Here is a 17,234-nt window from a genome sequence, read left to right on the forward strand (position 1 = left end):
TATAGTTTCATCATAAGCTATAAACTATTCTTTGGCAAATTGAAATGCCAAGAATCAGAATATCCAAAATTATCGAGAAAATTTCTCATAGAGCGTCTTACAAGGACATAAGGTGATGGCCCTTGATAAAATACGCATTTTCAAATTATTCAACTAGGCAGTTGAATTAAATAAAGGCACTTTGTGTTGAATTCTCATCAAAATTTTGAGCGAGAATTAGCTTTAAATCAGCTTTAGGAATAGACGAGCTCTTAGCAATAGAATAGCAGAAACAATGGCTTAAGAGGATAAGAAAGTAAAAAAATGAGCTCTATCAAGCAGGTCAACTCCAGGGAAAAATTAAAATCCAGCCTCAGACCTTTCTACCCTTAACCACTGACATTCAATTACTTATGCCGGAACATGCCCTAGGGCGTAAACTTTAACAATCTAATCGAGCTGCAAATTCTGCCTGCGATTCAAGGAGAAACCATCATCAAATTTGCACCAGACAAATACAAATCTCGAAAACTCAAATAAATATAATTCATATGGAACTAATTATCAATTCCCTCACTCCAGATCAAATCATGGCCATCAACGCTGCCTTCGGAACCATCGCTGAATGGGTCGCTGCTGGATGCATCGTCGTCGAAGACGTAGCCATTTAATCACCCCTCCTTTCACCTTAAAATTCAACAGTCATGACCGAAGATATCCTAATCTGAATCCATCCTCTTCATAATTCAAAATCATCAAAAAATAAAACATGGAACTAATTATCAATTCCCTCACTCCAGATCAAATCATGGCCATTAACGCTGCCTTCGGAACCATCGCTGAATGGGTCGCTGCTGGATGCATCGTCGTCGAAGACGTAGCCATTTAATCACCCTCCTTTCACCTTAAAAATTCAACAGTCATGACCGAAGATATCCTAATCTGAATCACCCTTTTCATAATTCAAAATCATCAAAAACTAAAACATGGAACTAATTATCAATTCCCTCACTCCAGATCAAATCATGGCCATCAATGCTGCCTTCGGAACCATCGCTGAATGGGTCGCTGCTGGGTGCATTGTCGTCGAAGACGTAGCCATTTAATCACCCCTCCTTTCACCTTAAAATTCAACAGTCATGACCGAAGATATCCTAATCTGAATCCACCCTTTTATAATTCAAAATCATCAAAAAATAAAACATGGAACTAATTATCAATTCCCTCACTCCAGATCAAATCATGGCCATTAACGCTGCCTTCGGAACCATCGCTGAATGGGTCGCTGCTGGATGCATCGTCGTCGAAGACGTAGCCATTTAATCACCCCTCCTTTCACCTTAAAATTCAACAGTCATGACCGAAGATATCTTAATCTGAATCCACCCTTTTATAATTCAAAATCATCAAAAAATAAAACATGGAAATAATTATCAATTCCCTCACTCCAGATCAAATCATGGCCATTAACGCTGCCTTCGGAACCATCGCTGAATGGGTCGCTGCTGGATGCATCGTCGTCGAAGACGTAGCCATTTAATCACCCCTCCTTTCACCTTAAAATTCAACAGTCATGACCGAAGATATCTTAATCTGAATCCACTCTTTTCATAATTCAAAACCATCAAAAAATAAAACATATGCTTCCTTCCCAAATCAGCCCTTCTTGATGCTTTGGAATTAATCAAAAAAAAACACCCTAATGCATTTAATTCATATTGGCACTACTTATGATCGGCCCTTAGGCTACTGACATTTTCCTATCTTCGACCAAGCTGTCAAGTAGTATTTCCCAAAGTTTTTCGTATGGTATCCACTCTAGTACATTGTGTGATTTTAGTTCATCAGCAGATATCATTTTTTGATAAATTACCGCAGACTTTCTTTTCGTTGCTGTACGATTAAAATTTGCGTTGATTGCAGTTGTCAACAATTTGAAAAAGCAATTATTTCTAAAGTTTTCATCTTTCTTTAAATACCTACTACAATACCTTTCTAGAGATTCAACCCTATCAATTGCTAAACTATATTTCCTCTCGATAATTAAAAACATAGCCTGAATTATCAAAATTTGAATATTCATCCCCCTTTTATTCCTAGCATAAGTAGGCACATTGTTTAGAAATCGATTTAGCCTGAACTTAGGCAACTTAGGATCAGAATTATCAATCGGAATTTTACCCGCAGATATAAGTAAATGCACGTAGGCCTCAATGATTCTCCAGTACTCTATGTGTCGAGGTGTGAATACACGATTCAAAAATTTTCTATCTAGGCTAGTCAATTGTAAATAGGAGTACTTATACTCTCCAGTCAACAAACCTAGCCTAATTGAAAGCTCCAGTAATTTGATACCATTTATTGACTGGGCGGGAATCATTTCCTTAGCTTTAGAAATCTGCTCAAGACCAAGAGAGAAGTCTCCAATTCTCAATGTGCATTCAACGCTATTCAAAGCAAGGAAACCTAGATTATTTCTAGATACTCCATGGCATTTACTAAGCCTCGCACTTCCCCTTTCAGAGGCCGATATTGCTTCAATATATTCACCCCTTAGCATGCAGCCAGTTACTTCAAGATCAGCCAATAGTGATTGTATCAATGATACATTTGGGTACTTCTCTATCATGAAATAGCATTCCATGAAATATTTATTTGCTTGCTGCCCAATTTCATATGGAGAATCTCGATGTGCATAAATACCATTCCTAATTCTCCTCATATATCGCTGAAGCTTAGCCACAGCAAATTCCGCCTCAGTATAATATTCGCACAAAGCATCAAATTCGTTAAACTTTTCTTCGTTATATCCAACTCCTAAATACAAGCTTGACAGTAAATCTGTAACGTCCTTTAGGATTGAAACTATCTCAAATGGTTTAACTTGATTGTAAGTATATCGACCAATTTCCCTAGCAGAAGTGTATGCTCTTTGTGAGATTAATATTCTTGCAATTGCCAATTGTCTATAACCATGCTTGTAAGCATCATTGTATGTGCTAAATTTCGGCATTTCAACCTCATCCAATAATATTGCTTGGACCAATATATGCCTCAATCTCGTCTTCAAGGTCCGGTACGGTCCATAACTTGGGGTGCGGTTATTCCCATACAGCTTCTTTACAATCCCATCATCATCAAGGTCTCCCTTTCGGACGAGGTCATAGAGTTTATGGGTCAGGCTCTCCGTAGCCTTAACCTGACCATTGCCCTTCAGAATTTGGCGGACAGTGGCGCGGGACGGGACACCCGCCAGTTCCTGTAACTGTTTCATAGAGACGAGGGATATGTAGTTTCGAGAATCCTGCTAAAGCTCAAAATCAGACCCCGGGTGCAACCGGGGCTTCGCGCTGTTCACATCACTAAGATATGACCCCAAAATCAGCTAACAAAATCAACTCATTAAAATACTGAATAACAGTACATTATGGCCACAAAATGTTACTAATAAGATCAAAACCAAGCTAACAAAAGCGCGTTGGTTGTCCATGTTTATCCGAAAAACGCACTTATCTTTACACTGAATCTAGGGAAAATGCCCTAAACACGCTTTTGTGGGGTGGTCCCCATGCGACACCACCCACTTGAAAATTTTGTGTTGTTCATAGCATTTTTAGCCGTGCCATGGCCGTTGATTTACTCTGAGGGATAATATAGTATAGAATCAAAATCGGCCATGGCACCTTTTTCCCTCTCCATCACCAACTTATTCTTACTCTCCTCCCCGATTGTCCGCCAGCCCCCTGGAGGACAGCCGCTCTTCCAGCCATTGCGGCCAGGTATAGTAGCTCGTGATCCTGCCACGGTTGGTTACCCCCACCCAGTACGGTAAATACGGATGGCAATTCATCCGCAAACAGGTTTTGGCCACCGACCGGTACACCGGTAGCCTGATGTCATTCTCTTCCACAAACTCCCGTAAGGATGCTATGGTATTGTTGTGGTTGATCAGGGCAACATCCAGCTTATCCTGCTCCTCTGCGGGAAGCTGGCGATAGAGGCTGTCCAGGCGAAGAATATCTTTCCCTCCCGTTGGGCCAAAGCCCCAAAAGTACAGCGCCAACCCCTTACCCTTTGCCCGTTTAACGGTGGTCGGTTCTCCGTCCAGTCCCAGCACGGGCACCTGCTTGTAGTAAACGTCCAACTCCGCCGTCACCGGAACGTCGCGCGGAGAAGCGATGGGCTCAATCACCAGTTCCCGACGCGACTCATCCACCGACTTCAACACGTAATGCTTCCTCCCCACCCGGAAGACGGTTTTGCGGGAAATCGGTCCCAGATTATCCTGGTCCATCACCAGGGGCACCGTTGGGTTTCCGTACGTTGAAAGCAACAGGTAATCAGGATATTCCACCGGGAAGTCTTCCCAGGAGAAGGCACGGTCCTTAATGTGCAGTAACCCAATGCGGAGCGAATCTCCATTCAGCACGACATCCGCCGCCGGAAGATCGATCAACACCCGATTGTTGTCCAGCAGTCGCAGAGCATTCGTAGAGCGAGAGATGGTGTCAAAAGCACGGTCCCAGCCGAGGATGCGTTGCTGGCTACGGAAACCGTCTTCGGTCTTGTATACTTCGTAGGCTCCCTCGGGGAAGTGCACCGACCAGCGATTGCCCTCCACGTGGATACTATCGGCCCGCGTCAGGGCTTCCTCCCATGCCAGGGAATCCCCCGGTCGCCAGTAGACGTTCGCCCGGTTAACCCCCGTGTTAAAAATGCTATCGTTCAGGACGATACGGTATTCGTTATCCTGACCGCCGCCACCACATCCCAGCAGCCCGGAAAGAAGGATCAGCGCCAGCACCCCGTACGTCACACTTTTCATCATCCCGCAATTTCGAACTTAGCCGCCGATTGATCTACCAATAGATTGTCAATGATTGGTTAAACTGCCCTTTGCCCGGCTGGTCGCCGGCCGGAACGCGAGGGACGAGGGGGGTAGTCCGCCGACCGGTGGAACTCATTCCAAGCCTAAGTCGTTCGACGTGGAACGTCTCCACCAGGGGCGGTGCAGGCAAAAAATCTACGACAAGCGTGCCAAGCAGACCCTTTCCTTAACCTTCCTTCTTCTGTCTTCCTACTTCTGTCTCCTAAGCCTTAGCCTTTTCCCCTTGAGCCCTCATTCCCAGCCTAAGCCATTCGACGTGGAACGTCTCAACCAGGAGACGCTGTACCAGATATAGGGTTATTTTATCCGACAGGTCGCCGGCCGAAACGCGAAGGACGAGGGGGGTAGTCCGCCGACCGGTGTAAGCCTCAACCTTAGTCCACAATTTACGACCGGCCTGCACTTGCCCGACCAACCTCCTATTGGGCGGGGAGTAGACTTTCTCCGTAGCCTTCCTGATCCTCAGCCTTACGACCGGCCTGCGGAGCAGACCTTTTCCGTAGCTTTTTCACCTCCGCCAAGGACCGGCCTGCGGAGCAGACGTGTTCCGTAGCCTTCCTTCTTATGTCTTTCTTCTTCTGTCTCCTCCACCTAAGCCTTTCTCACCTCGTCCAGATATTCCCGCACCCCGTGATGGCTCACGGTTTTCCCGACAAAGTGTTCTTCGGTGAGCCGGCGCTCCTCCGGGGTGGCGTCAAAGGAAGAAAGGATGTTCTGAAGGTGCATCTTCATGTGCCCCTTCTGAATTCCCGTGGTGACGAGGCTGCGGAGGGCCGCAAAGTTTTGGGCCAGGCCAGCGGCCGCCATCACGCACATCAGCTCTTCGGCGCCGGGGCGCCCCAGTACGTCCAGGGCCGCGCTGGCCATGGGGTGGAGTTTGGTCAGGCCACCCACCGTACCCAGCGCCAGGGGCAGGCTTAACTCAAAGTGGAAGGTATCATCCACGAGGCGACAACGGGAGAGCCCACGGTACTGTCCGTCGGCGGCAGCGTAGGCGTGGCAGGCGGCCTCGATGGCCCGAAAATCGTTACCGGTGGCCAGCACCACCGCGTCCACGCCATTCATGATGCCCTTGTTGTGGGTAACCGCCCGGTAGGGATCCTGGCGGGCAATATCGACGGCCAGCTTGAAGCGCCGGGCGAAATCCGCCGCGTCCACCTGCACCCCCGGCACGTTCATGGCCGAGATCGGGGAGCTTACCCAGGCCCGCACCACACAGTTGGGGGTGTGGTTGCTCAGGATGGCCATGATGACCTCCAGTTCCCGTTCTTCTTCCGTCAGGTCCGGACAATCTTCCGCCCAACGTTCCAGCTCACGCCCGTAGGCTTCCAGAACAGTGTTGATGAAGTTGGCGCCCATGCTGTCGGCCGTGCCGAAGCGCACGAGAAGCTGGTAACAATCTTCGGCCACTTCCGGCAGATGCCGCCAGCTCATGCCGCGTACACCACCGCCCCGACTTTCCATGCGGGCGGTAAGTTCTTTCGTTTGGGCGCGGACGCGGGTGCAAAGGTCATCCAGCAGGGCCGCGCGGCGTTCGGGCTTACCGCCCCAGCGAAAGTGCAGCTGTCCCAGCTTCTCGGCGGCCACCACCTCGGCGTGGAAGCCCCCGCGGGAGAGCCAGTACTTGGCCGCGCTGCTGGCGGCGGCCACCACACTGCTTTCCTCGATCACCATCGGAATCGCGTAGGTCTTGCCATTCACGAGGAAATTCGGGGCCACCCCGAAGGGCATGGGGAAATTGGCGACGGTATTCTCACTAAAATTATCCAGTACTTCCTGGCGGACATCATCGGGAGCATCGAAGTAGCCAAGGGCCTCCGCCTGATCGGCGGGGAGATAGTGTTCGCCCAGCCAGTGGCGCCGTTGGTGCTTGTCCATCCGGCTGAAGCCGTTTACCCGGCGCAGGAGGTCGTTATTGTCCGCAGGATTGGTCTTTTCTGCCAAAATGAGGGGAGTTTTCGTCATGGTCGCAGGCGAAGATAAGCCCGGGCCAGCTCGAGGCCCCGGATTTGGGTGAGTACGTAGCGTTTCAGGGTCGCATAATCTTCCCTGGCGTAGCGCAGAAAAGCGGAAGCCTGCCCATAAATGGCGGGCAGTGCCGCCCGCTCGGTGAGGTAGTAGCCGTCCAGGAAATTCTGCAGTCCACCGCTAATGATCAGATTAGCGCATTGCACCTGCGCTCCGTCGCCCTCCGCCGCAATGTCGTTCACGGTATTGACCATCTCGAGGGCGGCGTGCCCCAGCAGGGTGACCGGCTCGAAGGCGCGCCGGGAAAGCTCATCGCTCCGGTAGAGTTCCAGTTTACTGAAGTTGGTTCCGCCATTGGCCGCCGTATCCAGGGCCAGTAGAGGCAGTTGAAGCAGGGCCCGCAGACTGTCCGGGCCCATCCCCTGCCCCACTTCCTTAACGATCACGGGCAAGCCCGGTAGTCCGGAAAGTACGGCACGAATCACTTCGATGGGCGCCATGCGGAAGCGGTCGCCCTCCGGCTGCAGCCATTCCTGGAGCGGATTGACGTGAATGATCAGTCCATCCGCCCGCAGCAGGTCCACCATCTGGCGGATTTCCGGCAGGCGGTCGGCATCGATCAGGTCTTCAATCTGGGCCACCCCGAGGTTGGCGAACAGGGGCACCTCGTCTCCCGTCACCGGACGAATGTCAAAATCCCGCAGCCGGTCCTGCCCGTAGAGCAGTGGTCGACAGGACCCCAGCCCCATGCCGAGACCAAATTCGGCGCAGGCCTGGGCCAGGTTCTGGTTAATGACGTAGGCTTTTTCCGTCCCGCCGGTCATGCTACTCACCCACAGGGGCGCACGCATGTTTTTGTCCCCAAATTTGATGGGCGGCAGACTGCCCGGGAGCGGGTGAGGAGCAAGCAGCGGTTCGTAAAAAAAGCGATGATCCAGCCGCATCCCGTCCACCTGGGAGCGGAAGGCCAACTCGATGTGATCTTCCTTACGGCTGGCGGCGGTGGGGTCCGCAATTTCTTCTGCGGACAGCTTGGTATTCGTGGGCCTTTCAGACATAGTATCCGCAACGTTACTCACGGGGAATGGTTTACCGACGCCAGCATCCATTGGTCCGATTCAGGGAAAAGGAAGGGAAGGCTGAAGCCAACGCAACGGAAAAGGTTTGCTCCGCAAGCCGGTCGTCAAAGCTCCAGCAAAGGCCACCGCAACGGAAAAACCACCGGAAAAGGCTTCCTCCGCAGGCCGGTCGAAAAAAATGACACCCAAGGCGAAGGCTTGGGTCAAGCGGGCACCGGAAAAGGTCTGCCCCCGCCAAATGGGAGCTTGGTCGGCCAAGCACCGGCCGATGGTAATTTTTTACCCAAGGCGGAGGGGAAGACTAAGGCTTGGGTCAGGAAAGTTCTGCGGATGGCCCGCTTTCCGGGCGCTGACCGCGCCCTCATTCGTAACTCCCTCCCGCTACTGACCGTAGACCTTTCCCTCAGAAATTTGGGGCTCAGGGGGACAAAAAATGAAGGCGCCCGAAGGCGCCTTCCCAAAACGGTCTTTCCAAAAAGCAAACACTTGACAAATTCTTTGGGTACATTTAGGCGGCTAGCGGAGGACGTTTCCGTCATTTCCTCAGATGCACGCGCGTACCGGACGGGAACGAAAGCGTTGAATCATCCTCCACTATTGTACGACAAGACCCTAAAGTTGGGATTTTAACATATCGCGTCATGAAAAACACGTCAATCCTTATTCCAATCATCCTCATTGTGTGCCTGGGTGCACTGATTTATCTCTTCATTGCCGCGATGAATGCCGCCGACAATCCTTCCGGACAGGGGGGCAACGATCGCATCGTCCTGAACCCGGCCGACTACAGCGACGATCCGCTACCCCAGGACCTGGGCGAGGACGCCGACCTGGAGCCCTACTTCCAGGAAGTTCCCGAAGACGAAATCGAAGGAGAAAGAAAGGACCTCAGCGGCGGCAACACCCCCACGACCGGAGAACGTTTCCCGGAGATTTCCGAAACTCCGGAGGATACTTACGACCGGGAAGAGACTGCCCCGGCACTTCCGGAAATTGCGGTAGATACGGATGGACGCTACCTAGTCATCGCCGGCAGCTTCCGGCAACTGGCCAACGCCGAGGCGCGCGTGAGCGCACTTCGCCGGTCCGGCTTTGCGGAGACTACCCTGGAAAAGTTCAATCGGGGCACCTACGCCGTTGCTCTGGCCGGGCGCTCTGATCGCTACAGTGAGGCCGCCAGAATCGCCGAGCGGGTGCGGGCGGCCGGATTTGAGGCCAAGGTGATGAAACGCCGCTAGGCGCTCCCCTAGCCTTCCTGCCAGGCCAGCATGCCGCCCGTCAGGTTGCGGGGGTTGCTGAAGCCTGATTGCCGCAACAATTCTACGGCCATAGCGGAGCGCTTGCCGCTGCGGCAGTAGACCACCAGTTCCTGGTCCTTGTAGGGGGCAAGTTTATCGAAAGACATGGTCAACTGTCCCAGCGGAATGTGGATTCCGCCGATGTTGAATTCGGCACGCTCGTAATCTTCGCGAACGTCCAGTAATACGTAATCCTTCTTTCCTTCAGCTTCCCGCTGCTTGATTTCCTGAATGCTTGCGTCCATGAATTCGATTTGTTTGGGGGGTACAACGCCTGAGCAGGCAAAATGGTTAATCCGCCCGGAATACCCTACTGGCGAACAATCTTGTGACGACTTACGCGGCGGCCGTCACTTACTTCGAGCAGGTAGAGTCCGGCGGGGAACTGATCAAGGGCGAGTGTTTCTACGCCGTTCGTGCGCAGCAGCTCGACGCCGGCAAGGTTGAATAACCGTACCGTCAGCGCCGGCAGCAGCAGTCCGGGGCGAGGACGCAGGTGCAAAGTGCCCTCGGTGGGATTGGGATATACGTCCAGGAGTGGCACCTCCGATTCCGGAGTGGACACGCTGGTCGGATTGATGTCCGCCCCAGCCATGAGCGGACGGATCATCAGGGCACCACGGATGCTTCCCCGCAGGGGCTCCCAGCCGTTGCCAAAGTCGAAGAATTGCACTTCTCCGGGCTGATTGTTCAGGTCGAGTCCGATCCCGACCGAGCGGTTGGCCCGCAGCTGTTCCCAGCCGACGAAGAAGTTCCCTTCAGGCAGTTCCAGGATCTCGGGCAGCTCGTAGCTCGTGAAACCCTGCAGGCTGTCGCGGTAAAAGTCTTCGGCAAACAGAATGGGAACGTCAAAGCTCAGGACCGGATCTCCTTCGGGTAAGGTGTCGCCCCGGTAGATGACGATCCTCAGGTCCTGGTCTCCCAGGCTCCCCAATCCACGGGGAATGCGGAGTCGGACGCCCGTCAGCTTATCGGGCACGTAGTTGGTGTAGCGTTGCACGACCACCGTGCCCTCCTGGGCCTCCAGCATCACTTCCGCCGAGCCGTCATCGTAGGCGAAGTACTCGTCGAATACCGTGACCGTGGTGGCGGTGTCGTTGCGGAGGATGAGGGGAGAAAATCCATCCTGGGTTTCATCGCGGTACTGGTAGGTCTCTGAAATGCCGAAAAGGTCATTCGGATTCGCGTCGTTAAGCAGGAAGTTTTGGATATCCTGGAAATAATCCGTCCCCGGGAAGAACGCCTTGCGGACCTCGACGCCCTGGTTGGAGAAGTCATTATCCCCAAACGTTTGCGGAGCAAACAAGGTGGTTGAACTTACCGCGGAATTACCCGGCACGGCACGCACCACCGTATTCCCGATCCCGATCGTAGACGCATCATTTCGATGATTGAAGGCGATCAACTCCATGGTATCGCGGAATAGTTCGATGCCGCCTCCCCGCAGATGCCGGAGGGGCATACTCGTGTAGGGTTCGATCAAAACTTTAGGGGGGGCCACCAGGGCGATATCCTGAGTGACCACCGTCGAAGAGTCTCCAGTTAGCTTCACGTAATCCAGGTGCCACATATCTACCGCGCCCTGTTCGGAGCTCTTCGCTCCGAAGCGGAACTGGAAGCCGTCGTAGAGGTAGTTGTTCGGCACGCTCAGCGTTACCGGCTCAAAGGGCACTTCCGTATTGACGCCTACCGTATTGAGCAGGCCGGCCCGAGAAAACACGGTATTCCAATTTCCATTTTGATCGAGGAATTGCAGCAGAAAACTGTCCTGCGTTTCCGGTCGGTTGCCCAGCCCCCGGGGCTGGAGGTAAAAGTTAAGGGTCGCCACGGTGTTCCCCGTCATATCCAGCGGCGTGGACGTTAGGAAGTCCCGGATTTGGCTGGTGCCGGCGTTGGTGGGGGCGTAGGGCTGACCGTCGAAGTTTACGGCGTCGAAGGTGGCCACCCCGATGGAGGGGGGCAGGACCGCATAGGTGCGGTTGATCAGGACATCTTCGTTTTGCCAGAGTTCCGGGTCGGGGCGGAAATCGTCGTAGCTGAAGTCGTCGAAGAAGGGCAATGAACGCGTGGGGCGCTCAATCCGGAAGGCCGACCGGTAGGTATCACAAAGTCCGAAGGCGTTGCAGAGTTGTACGCAGACGCTGTCGACGCCGGCGTAGCGGGCGGCCACGTAAGTGTAATCATTTCCGTCCTGAATGCCCGTAATGAAGGAGGCGCGCTGTTCGCGGCCGAGGTAGTCTGGTGCACAGGTTTCCACGGTGCGGCAAACGGCTCCACTGGGCAAATCGGGGGTAGGCACGATGACTTCCGTGACGCCCTGCGGCGCAACGGGAAGTTCACCCAGTTCGATCAGTCGGCCCCGGCGCTGCACCAGGGCGATGGTCGATACCGTATCCGCACATACTCCATCTTCATTACAAACCGTCACCCGCAGGGTGTCGAGCCCCTGGCCAACGTTGGTATTGGCCACGTAAGTCAACGTATCGGACACCAGGGTGGCGGTACCGAAGGACGCTCCGGCACAGTCCAGGCAGCGGAAATCGTCAAATCCTCCGCCCAGGCCCAGGGTGTCCAGGGGCACCTTAATTTCCTGGGTGTTTCCCTCCAGAATTCGCACCATGTTTTCGGGCAGGGTGACCGTACAGTCATTTTTCTGAAAATCCGTCGGGGCGGCTGACTTGAGGGAGGACTTGATCACCCGGTGCCCCGCCAGGGGAACCAGGCGCTGCGCCATCGTTTGGTGCGCAGACAGAATAAACAGCAAAGACAGCAGCAGTAATCTTATGTTCATGTGGTGGGGATGTAAAAACGGGGAAGATATATTCTAACGCCGGGTTGCGCACTTTGGTGTACGATAAGGTAAGGTGGGAGTCTACTTCCCTGGCGGCACGACAAATCAGCGGCAGATCAGGGACAATCGGTCGGTCGCTGATCGGAAAGGAACACCGTCAGGCGGGTACCCAGAGCAACGCTCTGCCCCGCTGCGGGTTCGGTGCGCACGATGAAGGCATCATCGCGGCTGGCGACCGTTCCCCGGACACTGCCAATTTCCAGGCCACTTCCCCCCAGGACGAACTCCGCTTCACTAAAGCGGCGGCACTTCAGCTGGGGCACGTTTACGTTGCCCGTCTGACGGATGGTCACGACAAATTCGAGGGTACTGCCCTGGGGCACCTTTACGCCTCCCCGAAGGTCTTCATCGGTGATTTTCTGATCGTCGTAAAAGAAGTGAAGAATGGTATTTTCCTCCTGTTTCGGGTCGTATTCCCGGGAGCGGACTTTCGCCCGGATGCCCAGGGACCGTAGGGCCCGGACGTATTGGTCATAATCATAATTCCCCACCAGGCTGGGCAGGGTGATCATGGGGGCCTCATCGCTGAGGATGGTCAGGTAGATCGTTCGGTTTTTCTTAACCCGGCTGTTGGGACGGGGGTGCTGCTGCACCACTAGGCCGGCCGGCCGATCGGGATCAAAGGCTCCCTTATCCACGTCAATTCGCAGGCCAAGGTCTTCCGCCATCCGGCGGGCCTCCTCAATCTGAGTCCCCTCGAAGGTGGGGAGTTCCAGGCTCTTGCCGTGGTTGGTGTACCAGCTCATGCCCACCCGCAGCATGACGAACAGCAGGAGGAAAAAGAGCAGGGCACCACCGATATTCTTCCAAACGTAGGGGGCCCGGAAAAAATCCAGCACCTTTCCTCCGGTCGCCTTCAGCTTGGCGACCAGGGGATGAACGTCTTCGTCTTCCTCTTCTTCCACTGCCGGAGCGGCGAAAACGGGCGTAGGCTCGGGCACCGGGGTGACGGGAGGTGTCACTTCCACGGCGGATGGGGGTGGAGTGACGGACTCCGGAATGTCCGGGGTGTCTTCGGATCGTGGCTGATCGGTTTCTTCCGTGGAGGTCAAAGCGAGGTTCGTTTCTTGGCGTGAGGGTAATTCTTCGGAGACCGGGCCAGCGGCGGCAGTGACGGGTGCTGGCGGAGCCGCGGCGCGATCACGACGGGCCTTCCCGTAACTGAGAATGGCGTCAATAAATTGCGCGGGTTGGTAGCCGGCAAGGGCGGCCTGGTGGAAAATGGCCGTAGCGGGGGTCATTCCCGGGAGGCTGTTCACCTCGATGGGGATGGTGTCCACCCGCCCGTCCGCAAACACCCGCACGAAGGCATCGATGCGGCAATAGCCTTCCACCGCCAATTGCCGGGCGATCTGCTCCAGATCGGCGCGTACCTGCCCGGCTACGTAGTCGTAGCTGTAGGCCTCGGTGGCTAAGCGGGCGGGCGTAAGGTTTTGCCCCTCGCCGGCCAGGAATTTTTCTTCCAGACTGAGGACTTCCCCTCCGGCCAGGGTTTCGCTGGGCTCGAAGACTTCGTAGCGCAGCGCACCGTCCACTCCCTGGTGGGTAAGCATGCCGCCGGTGATCTCGAGAAATTTATCCGCCCCTTCGGCGGCGATGAGCTTTTCGAATAGGATCGTCGATTTACCGGCCGGCCACTCGTCTTTGGCGGACAGCTTCATTTCCCGGCGGGCGTTAGCTTCGTCCAGGGCATCCGGGCGGAAGGTGAGGTGCACGTAGGCGTGCAGCTCATCCCGCTGCTTGATGAGCTTGACGGCGGAGCTACAGCCGTCATCGACGGGTTTGGCGATGAGGGGATACCCGAAGCGGGCCTCTACTTCGTCGTAAAAAGCCGCTTCTCCTTTCCGGAAATCGTCGATGGAGGCCAGCCACTGATCGGTGGTGTCAATGCCGGCGTCGCGCAACAGCTGGAGGCTGTTGTGCTTATCGATGGTCAGGGAAGAGCTCTCGACTCCCGAGCCGTTGTAGTAGATGCCCAGCTGTTCCAGCGCTTCCTGCACCCGACCATCTTCTCCGGGGCGGCCGTGCAGGGCGATGAAGGTGCCATCGACGGTAGCGGGAAGGTTCGACCAGGCGATTTGTTGGGGGTGAAAGACCACTTCCGGGTCCGCGTAGCGGGCCGTGATGCTCGCGCAGGCTTCCCGGATTTCTCCGATCACGGGGTGCTCTTCCGACTTGATGAGTTTATCGCGGATGTCGTCCGCGTTGTCCTTCAGCAAAAGATTGATCGGCAGCTGATAGAGGACGTAGTCCGTGGCGGGCGTCTGCACCGGCGGCGGAGCCGCCGGGCTATCCAGTGGTGTGGTGAGGAAAATCGGCAGCGGCCGATACGCTTCACTGGAGCTTAATTTCTCGTAGACATTACGCCCACTTTCCACGCTGATGTGGCGCTCGAAGCTTACCCCACCCAACAGCACGCCAATGCGCTCTTTGGCGCTGGCCGCGGCGCGTTGGGCGTCCAGGGCCGCGTCCAGCTGAGACCCCAGCTCGTTGGCAATATCTGCCAGTTCACTTTGCATCCCGCGCTCGCGCAAAGACGTTCGAATGATGAAGGTGAGGAACTGGCTGGGGTTCAGGCCGATTTCTGCCGCCTGGTGGAAGAAGAAACTGGACGGCATCATGCCCGAGGTGGTATTCGGATCGTTGAGGAAGATGCCTCCTCCGGGGGTGTGGAAGCCGTCGATGCGGGCGTAGACGTGGAAGCCGAGCTCAACGAACAAGCGCTCACATTCTTCGCGGATGGCCTGGATGCGATCCGACGGCAGGTCGATTGGAGTTACTTTCCGACTGCGTCCGGGCATGTATTTGCTGCGGTAGTCGAAGAGTTCGCTACCGGATTTGACGATTTCCGTCGGGGGCAGGGCAACGGCCTCCCCTTCGGGAGTACGCACCACGATACAGCTGAATTCCTTGCCCGTGATAAAGCTCTCGACGATGACCCGCTCCTCGCTTTGGTGGGCGGAGAACAGGATGATTTCCTCGCTTCCCTCCGCCGCCGCTGCTTCGAGGTAGTCGAACAGGTCGTCGGGGGTGTAGAGGGTGATTTCGTGCTCGCCGCGGCGCGCATCGAGCGGGAAGGCCAGGCCATCGCGCAGGTCACTCAGTTGGCGCACGTACTCCAGCCGCTCGTAGGGCGACCGATCGCGGTATTCGTTCAGCGGAAGTTCTTCCCGGAAAAAGGCCGCGTTGACGGCGCGGGTAAAGCCCTCTGCTCCGGCTTCCTCCTCCAGAATGGCCACGCCGATGGAACTCCCCTGGCGCGCGGGCCGGATGACCATGGGCCAGCCAATTTCTTTCTCGGCGGCCGCGAAATATTCAGCGGCGGTAGCCGCGCTGAAATCTCCGCGGTTGATGACCTGAATGGCCGGAGCAGCGAAACCCCGGGCGGCCATCAGCTCCTTCTGGAGGGCCTTATCCATGCCAATTTCACTGGCTTTCACCCCGCTACCGGTGTAGGGAATCCCGGCGTATTCCAGTTCGCGCTGCAGTTGGCCGTCCTCCCCGTATTCCCCGTGCAGGGCCAGAAACGCCACGTCGATGAGCGTGGGTAGCTCCTCTCGGCGGATGCGACGCCCTACGTGTCGTCCCATCTCTTCCAGGGCCAGCTCGTCCAGCGGACCGAGGCTTTCCTGGTAGACCTGAAAGCCGTGTTTTGATTCCGGGGCCAGGGCTACCGGGGGAAAGAAGTCCCGGATACTGCCACGGTAGAGGTATTGCCAGTCCAGCAAGTACCAACGCCGAAAGCTGTCCACGAAAATGGGAACCGGCTCGAAGAGTTCTTTGTCCAGATTGTCGTAAACGGTACGACCGCCAGCAAAAGAGATTTCGCGTTCCCGGCTGGGGCCGCCAAAGAAGATGCCTACTTTGATGCTCATACGTTGGTTTATAACGCCAGACCTGCGGCGAATGAGGTAGAAAGCCCTCCTCGGCGGGGGTCCGTAGTGCTTGGCGAAGGTAGCCAGAATCGCCGAAATACCTGACGTGGAATGAGTAAACGCCGGGGCTCAACGAGTATTTGTGGAGGAAATGTTTATCCCCCTAGGCTGGAAGGGGTTTTCTTTTTTGCGATCAATGTCGCAAGGCCCTGGTCGATGCCGAGCATCGACTGCAGACCTTGCTCGTTGAGGAAGTCCCCCGTCTGCACTTATCGACGGACAAGCCTCCGGGGCCAAGGGGATGTAACACGCTAGTTTCGGGAATGGCTATCTTCGGACCATGATTCCGCCAAACGTCCGCCAACACTTGCTGCAGGAGCCCCGCATTGCTCCCTTACTCGATGAGCTCACCGTTCCCGAACGGCCGGATTTCGGGGGCGACGTCTATTTCGGGCTACAACGCTCCATTGCCTACCAGCAACTGAGCGGGAAGGCCGCCGGCACCATCTTCGGGCGGTTTCTCCAGCTTTTCCCCGATGAGTACCCCCATCCCGAGCAACTGCTGGCCATGGACGACGATCTGGTGCGTAGCGCCGGCATGAGCCGGTCCAAGACCGCCTACGTGAAAAACGTGGCTCAGTACTGGATTGACCACCGGCTCCTCAACGTAAACTGGGACGATTACGCAGACGAGCAGATCCTGGACATGCTGACCTCCATCAAGGGCGTTGGGCAGTGGACGGTGGAGATGGTGCTGATGTTCATCCTCAAGCGTCCGGACCTCCTGCCCCTGGACGATCTCATCGTCAAGCGAAACATCATCAAATTATTTGACGTGGACGCCGAACGCCTCCGCGGCAAAAAGCTGAACGCCGAATTGCTGCGGGTGACCGAGCCCTGGCGCCCGTACCGGAGTTACGCCAGTCGGGTGATGTGGGCGCTGTACAATACGGAGATTTGATTTAGGCAATGGTACAACCGTTTTCCACGTTGGCGGACCAGGCCCCACGATAGGAATCGTTTTTCCGCATGGTTTTCACCCTGGAGTCGCAGCTTCCCGGCACGGGAGATTCCAGTAGGAAGTAGAGTCTTAAATATCCATTGGCCACCAGTGGAACCCAGGGCAGGATGCGATGGGCGGCCAGAATACTCCGGTGACGGCGGAGTTTCCAGAGCAGTCGGGCCCAGTCCAACAAAAGCAAAAGGGCCGAAGGGAGCAGTAGTTTTTTGAGCACCATTTAATGACGGGTTTCCCATAAATTAAGGAGTACACCCGCCGGAAAGAATATTTTTCGA

10 protein-coding genes are annotated in these 17,234 nt (G+C 54.9%); 2 read left to right on the forward strand and 8 right to left on the reverse strand.

Features of this window, described 5'->3' with window-relative positions:
• Window positions 1-1,720: 1,720 nt before the first annotated feature.
• From E1J53_RS21600 to E1J53_RS21615, 4 genes are all read right to left on the reverse strand, one after another.
• Window positions 1,721-3,253 carry a hypothetical protein gene (locus tag E1J53_RS21600; RefSeq protein WP_134274455.1) on the reverse strand — a complete coding sequence of 511 codons (1,533 nt, stop codon included), beginning with the start codon at window positions 3,251-3,253 and terminating at the stop codon, window positions 1,721-1,723.
• A 438-nt stretch (window positions 3,254-3,691) separates the two neighbouring features.
• Window positions 3,692-4,807 carry a hypothetical protein gene (locus E1J53_RS21605; RefSeq protein ID WP_134274456.1) on the reverse strand — a complete coding sequence of 372 codons (1,116 nt, stop codon included), beginning with the start codon at window positions 4,805-4,807 and terminating at the stop codon, window positions 3,692-3,694.
• 651 nt (window positions 4,808-5,458) lie between these two features.
• The gene (locus tag E1J53_RS21610; protein WP_134274457.1) at window positions 5,459-6,832 is read right to left on the reverse strand and encodes a hydroxymethylglutaryl-CoA reductase; all 1,374 of its coding nucleotides are present in this window, start codon (window positions 6,830-6,832) and stop codon (window positions 5,459-5,461) included.
• Entirely contained in the window at window positions 6,829-7,893 is a 1,065-nt protein-coding gene (locus tag E1J53_RS21615) for an isopentenyl-diphosphate delta-isomerase (protein WP_134274458.1), read from the reverse strand. The genes E1J53_RS21610 and E1J53_RS21615 overlap by 4 nt, the downstream gene beginning before the upstream one ends.
• A 662-nt stretch (window positions 7,894-8,555) precedes the next feature.
• Between E1J53_RS21615 and E1J53_RS21620 the strand changes: the two genes are divergently transcribed.
• Complete coding sequence (locus E1J53_RS21620) at window positions 8,556-9,152, forward strand: SPOR domain-containing protein (RefSeq protein ID WP_134274459.1); 597 nt, start codon at window positions 8,556-8,558, stop codon at window positions 9,150-9,152.
• Window positions 9,153-9,160: 8 nt separating this feature from the next.
• Here E1J53_RS21620 and E1J53_RS21625 read toward each other — a convergent pair whose 3' ends face one another.
• The 3 genes from E1J53_RS21625 to E1J53_RS21635 all read right to left on the reverse strand — a co-directional run bounded on the left by E1J53_RS21625 (window position 9,161) and on the right by E1J53_RS21635 (window position 15,938).
• Window positions 9,161-9,457, reverse strand: coding sequence for a rhodanese-like domain-containing protein (locus tag E1J53_RS21625; protein WP_134274460.1), 297 nt, complete (start codon window positions 9,455-9,457; stop codon window positions 9,161-9,163).
• A 65-nt stretch (window positions 9,458-9,522) separates the two neighbouring features.
• Window positions 9,523-12,003 carry a T9SS type A sorting domain-containing protein gene (locus E1J53_RS21630; RefSeq protein WP_134274461.1) on the reverse strand — a complete coding sequence of 827 codons (2,481 nt, stop codon included), beginning with the start codon at window positions 12,001-12,003 and terminating at the stop codon, window positions 9,523-9,525.
• 116 nt (window positions 12,004-12,119) lie between these two features.
• Window positions 12,120-15,938, reverse strand: a complete 3,819-nt coding sequence (locus tag E1J53_RS21635; RefSeq protein ID WP_134274462.1) for a PASTA domain-containing protein — start codon at window positions 15,936-15,938, stop codon at window positions 12,120-12,122.
• 340 nt (window positions 15,939-16,278) lie between these two features.
• On the opposite strand from E1J53_RS21635, the gene E1J53_RS21640 reads away from it, so the two are divergent.
• On the forward strand, window positions 16,279-16,899 hold the full coding sequence (locus E1J53_RS21640) for a DNA-3-methyladenine glycosylase (protein ID WP_134274463.1): 621 nt from the start codon (window positions 16,279-16,281) through the stop codon (window positions 16,897-16,899).
• A 1-nt stretch (window position 16,900) separates the two neighbouring features.
• On the opposite strand, the gene E1J53_RS21645 is transcribed toward E1J53_RS21640, so the two are convergent.
• Window positions 16,901-17,176 (reverse strand): hypothetical protein, encoded by a 276-nt coding sequence (locus E1J53_RS21645; RefSeq protein WP_134274464.1) that lies wholly within the window; start codon window positions 17,174-17,176, stop codon window positions 16,901-16,903.
• Window positions 17,177-17,234 lie beyond the last annotated feature (58 nt).

This window comes from Lewinella sp. W8 (genome assembly GCF_004375085.3).
Classification (GTDB): domain Bacteria; phylum Bacteroidota; class Bacteroidia; order Chitinophagales; family Saprospiraceae; genus Neolewinella.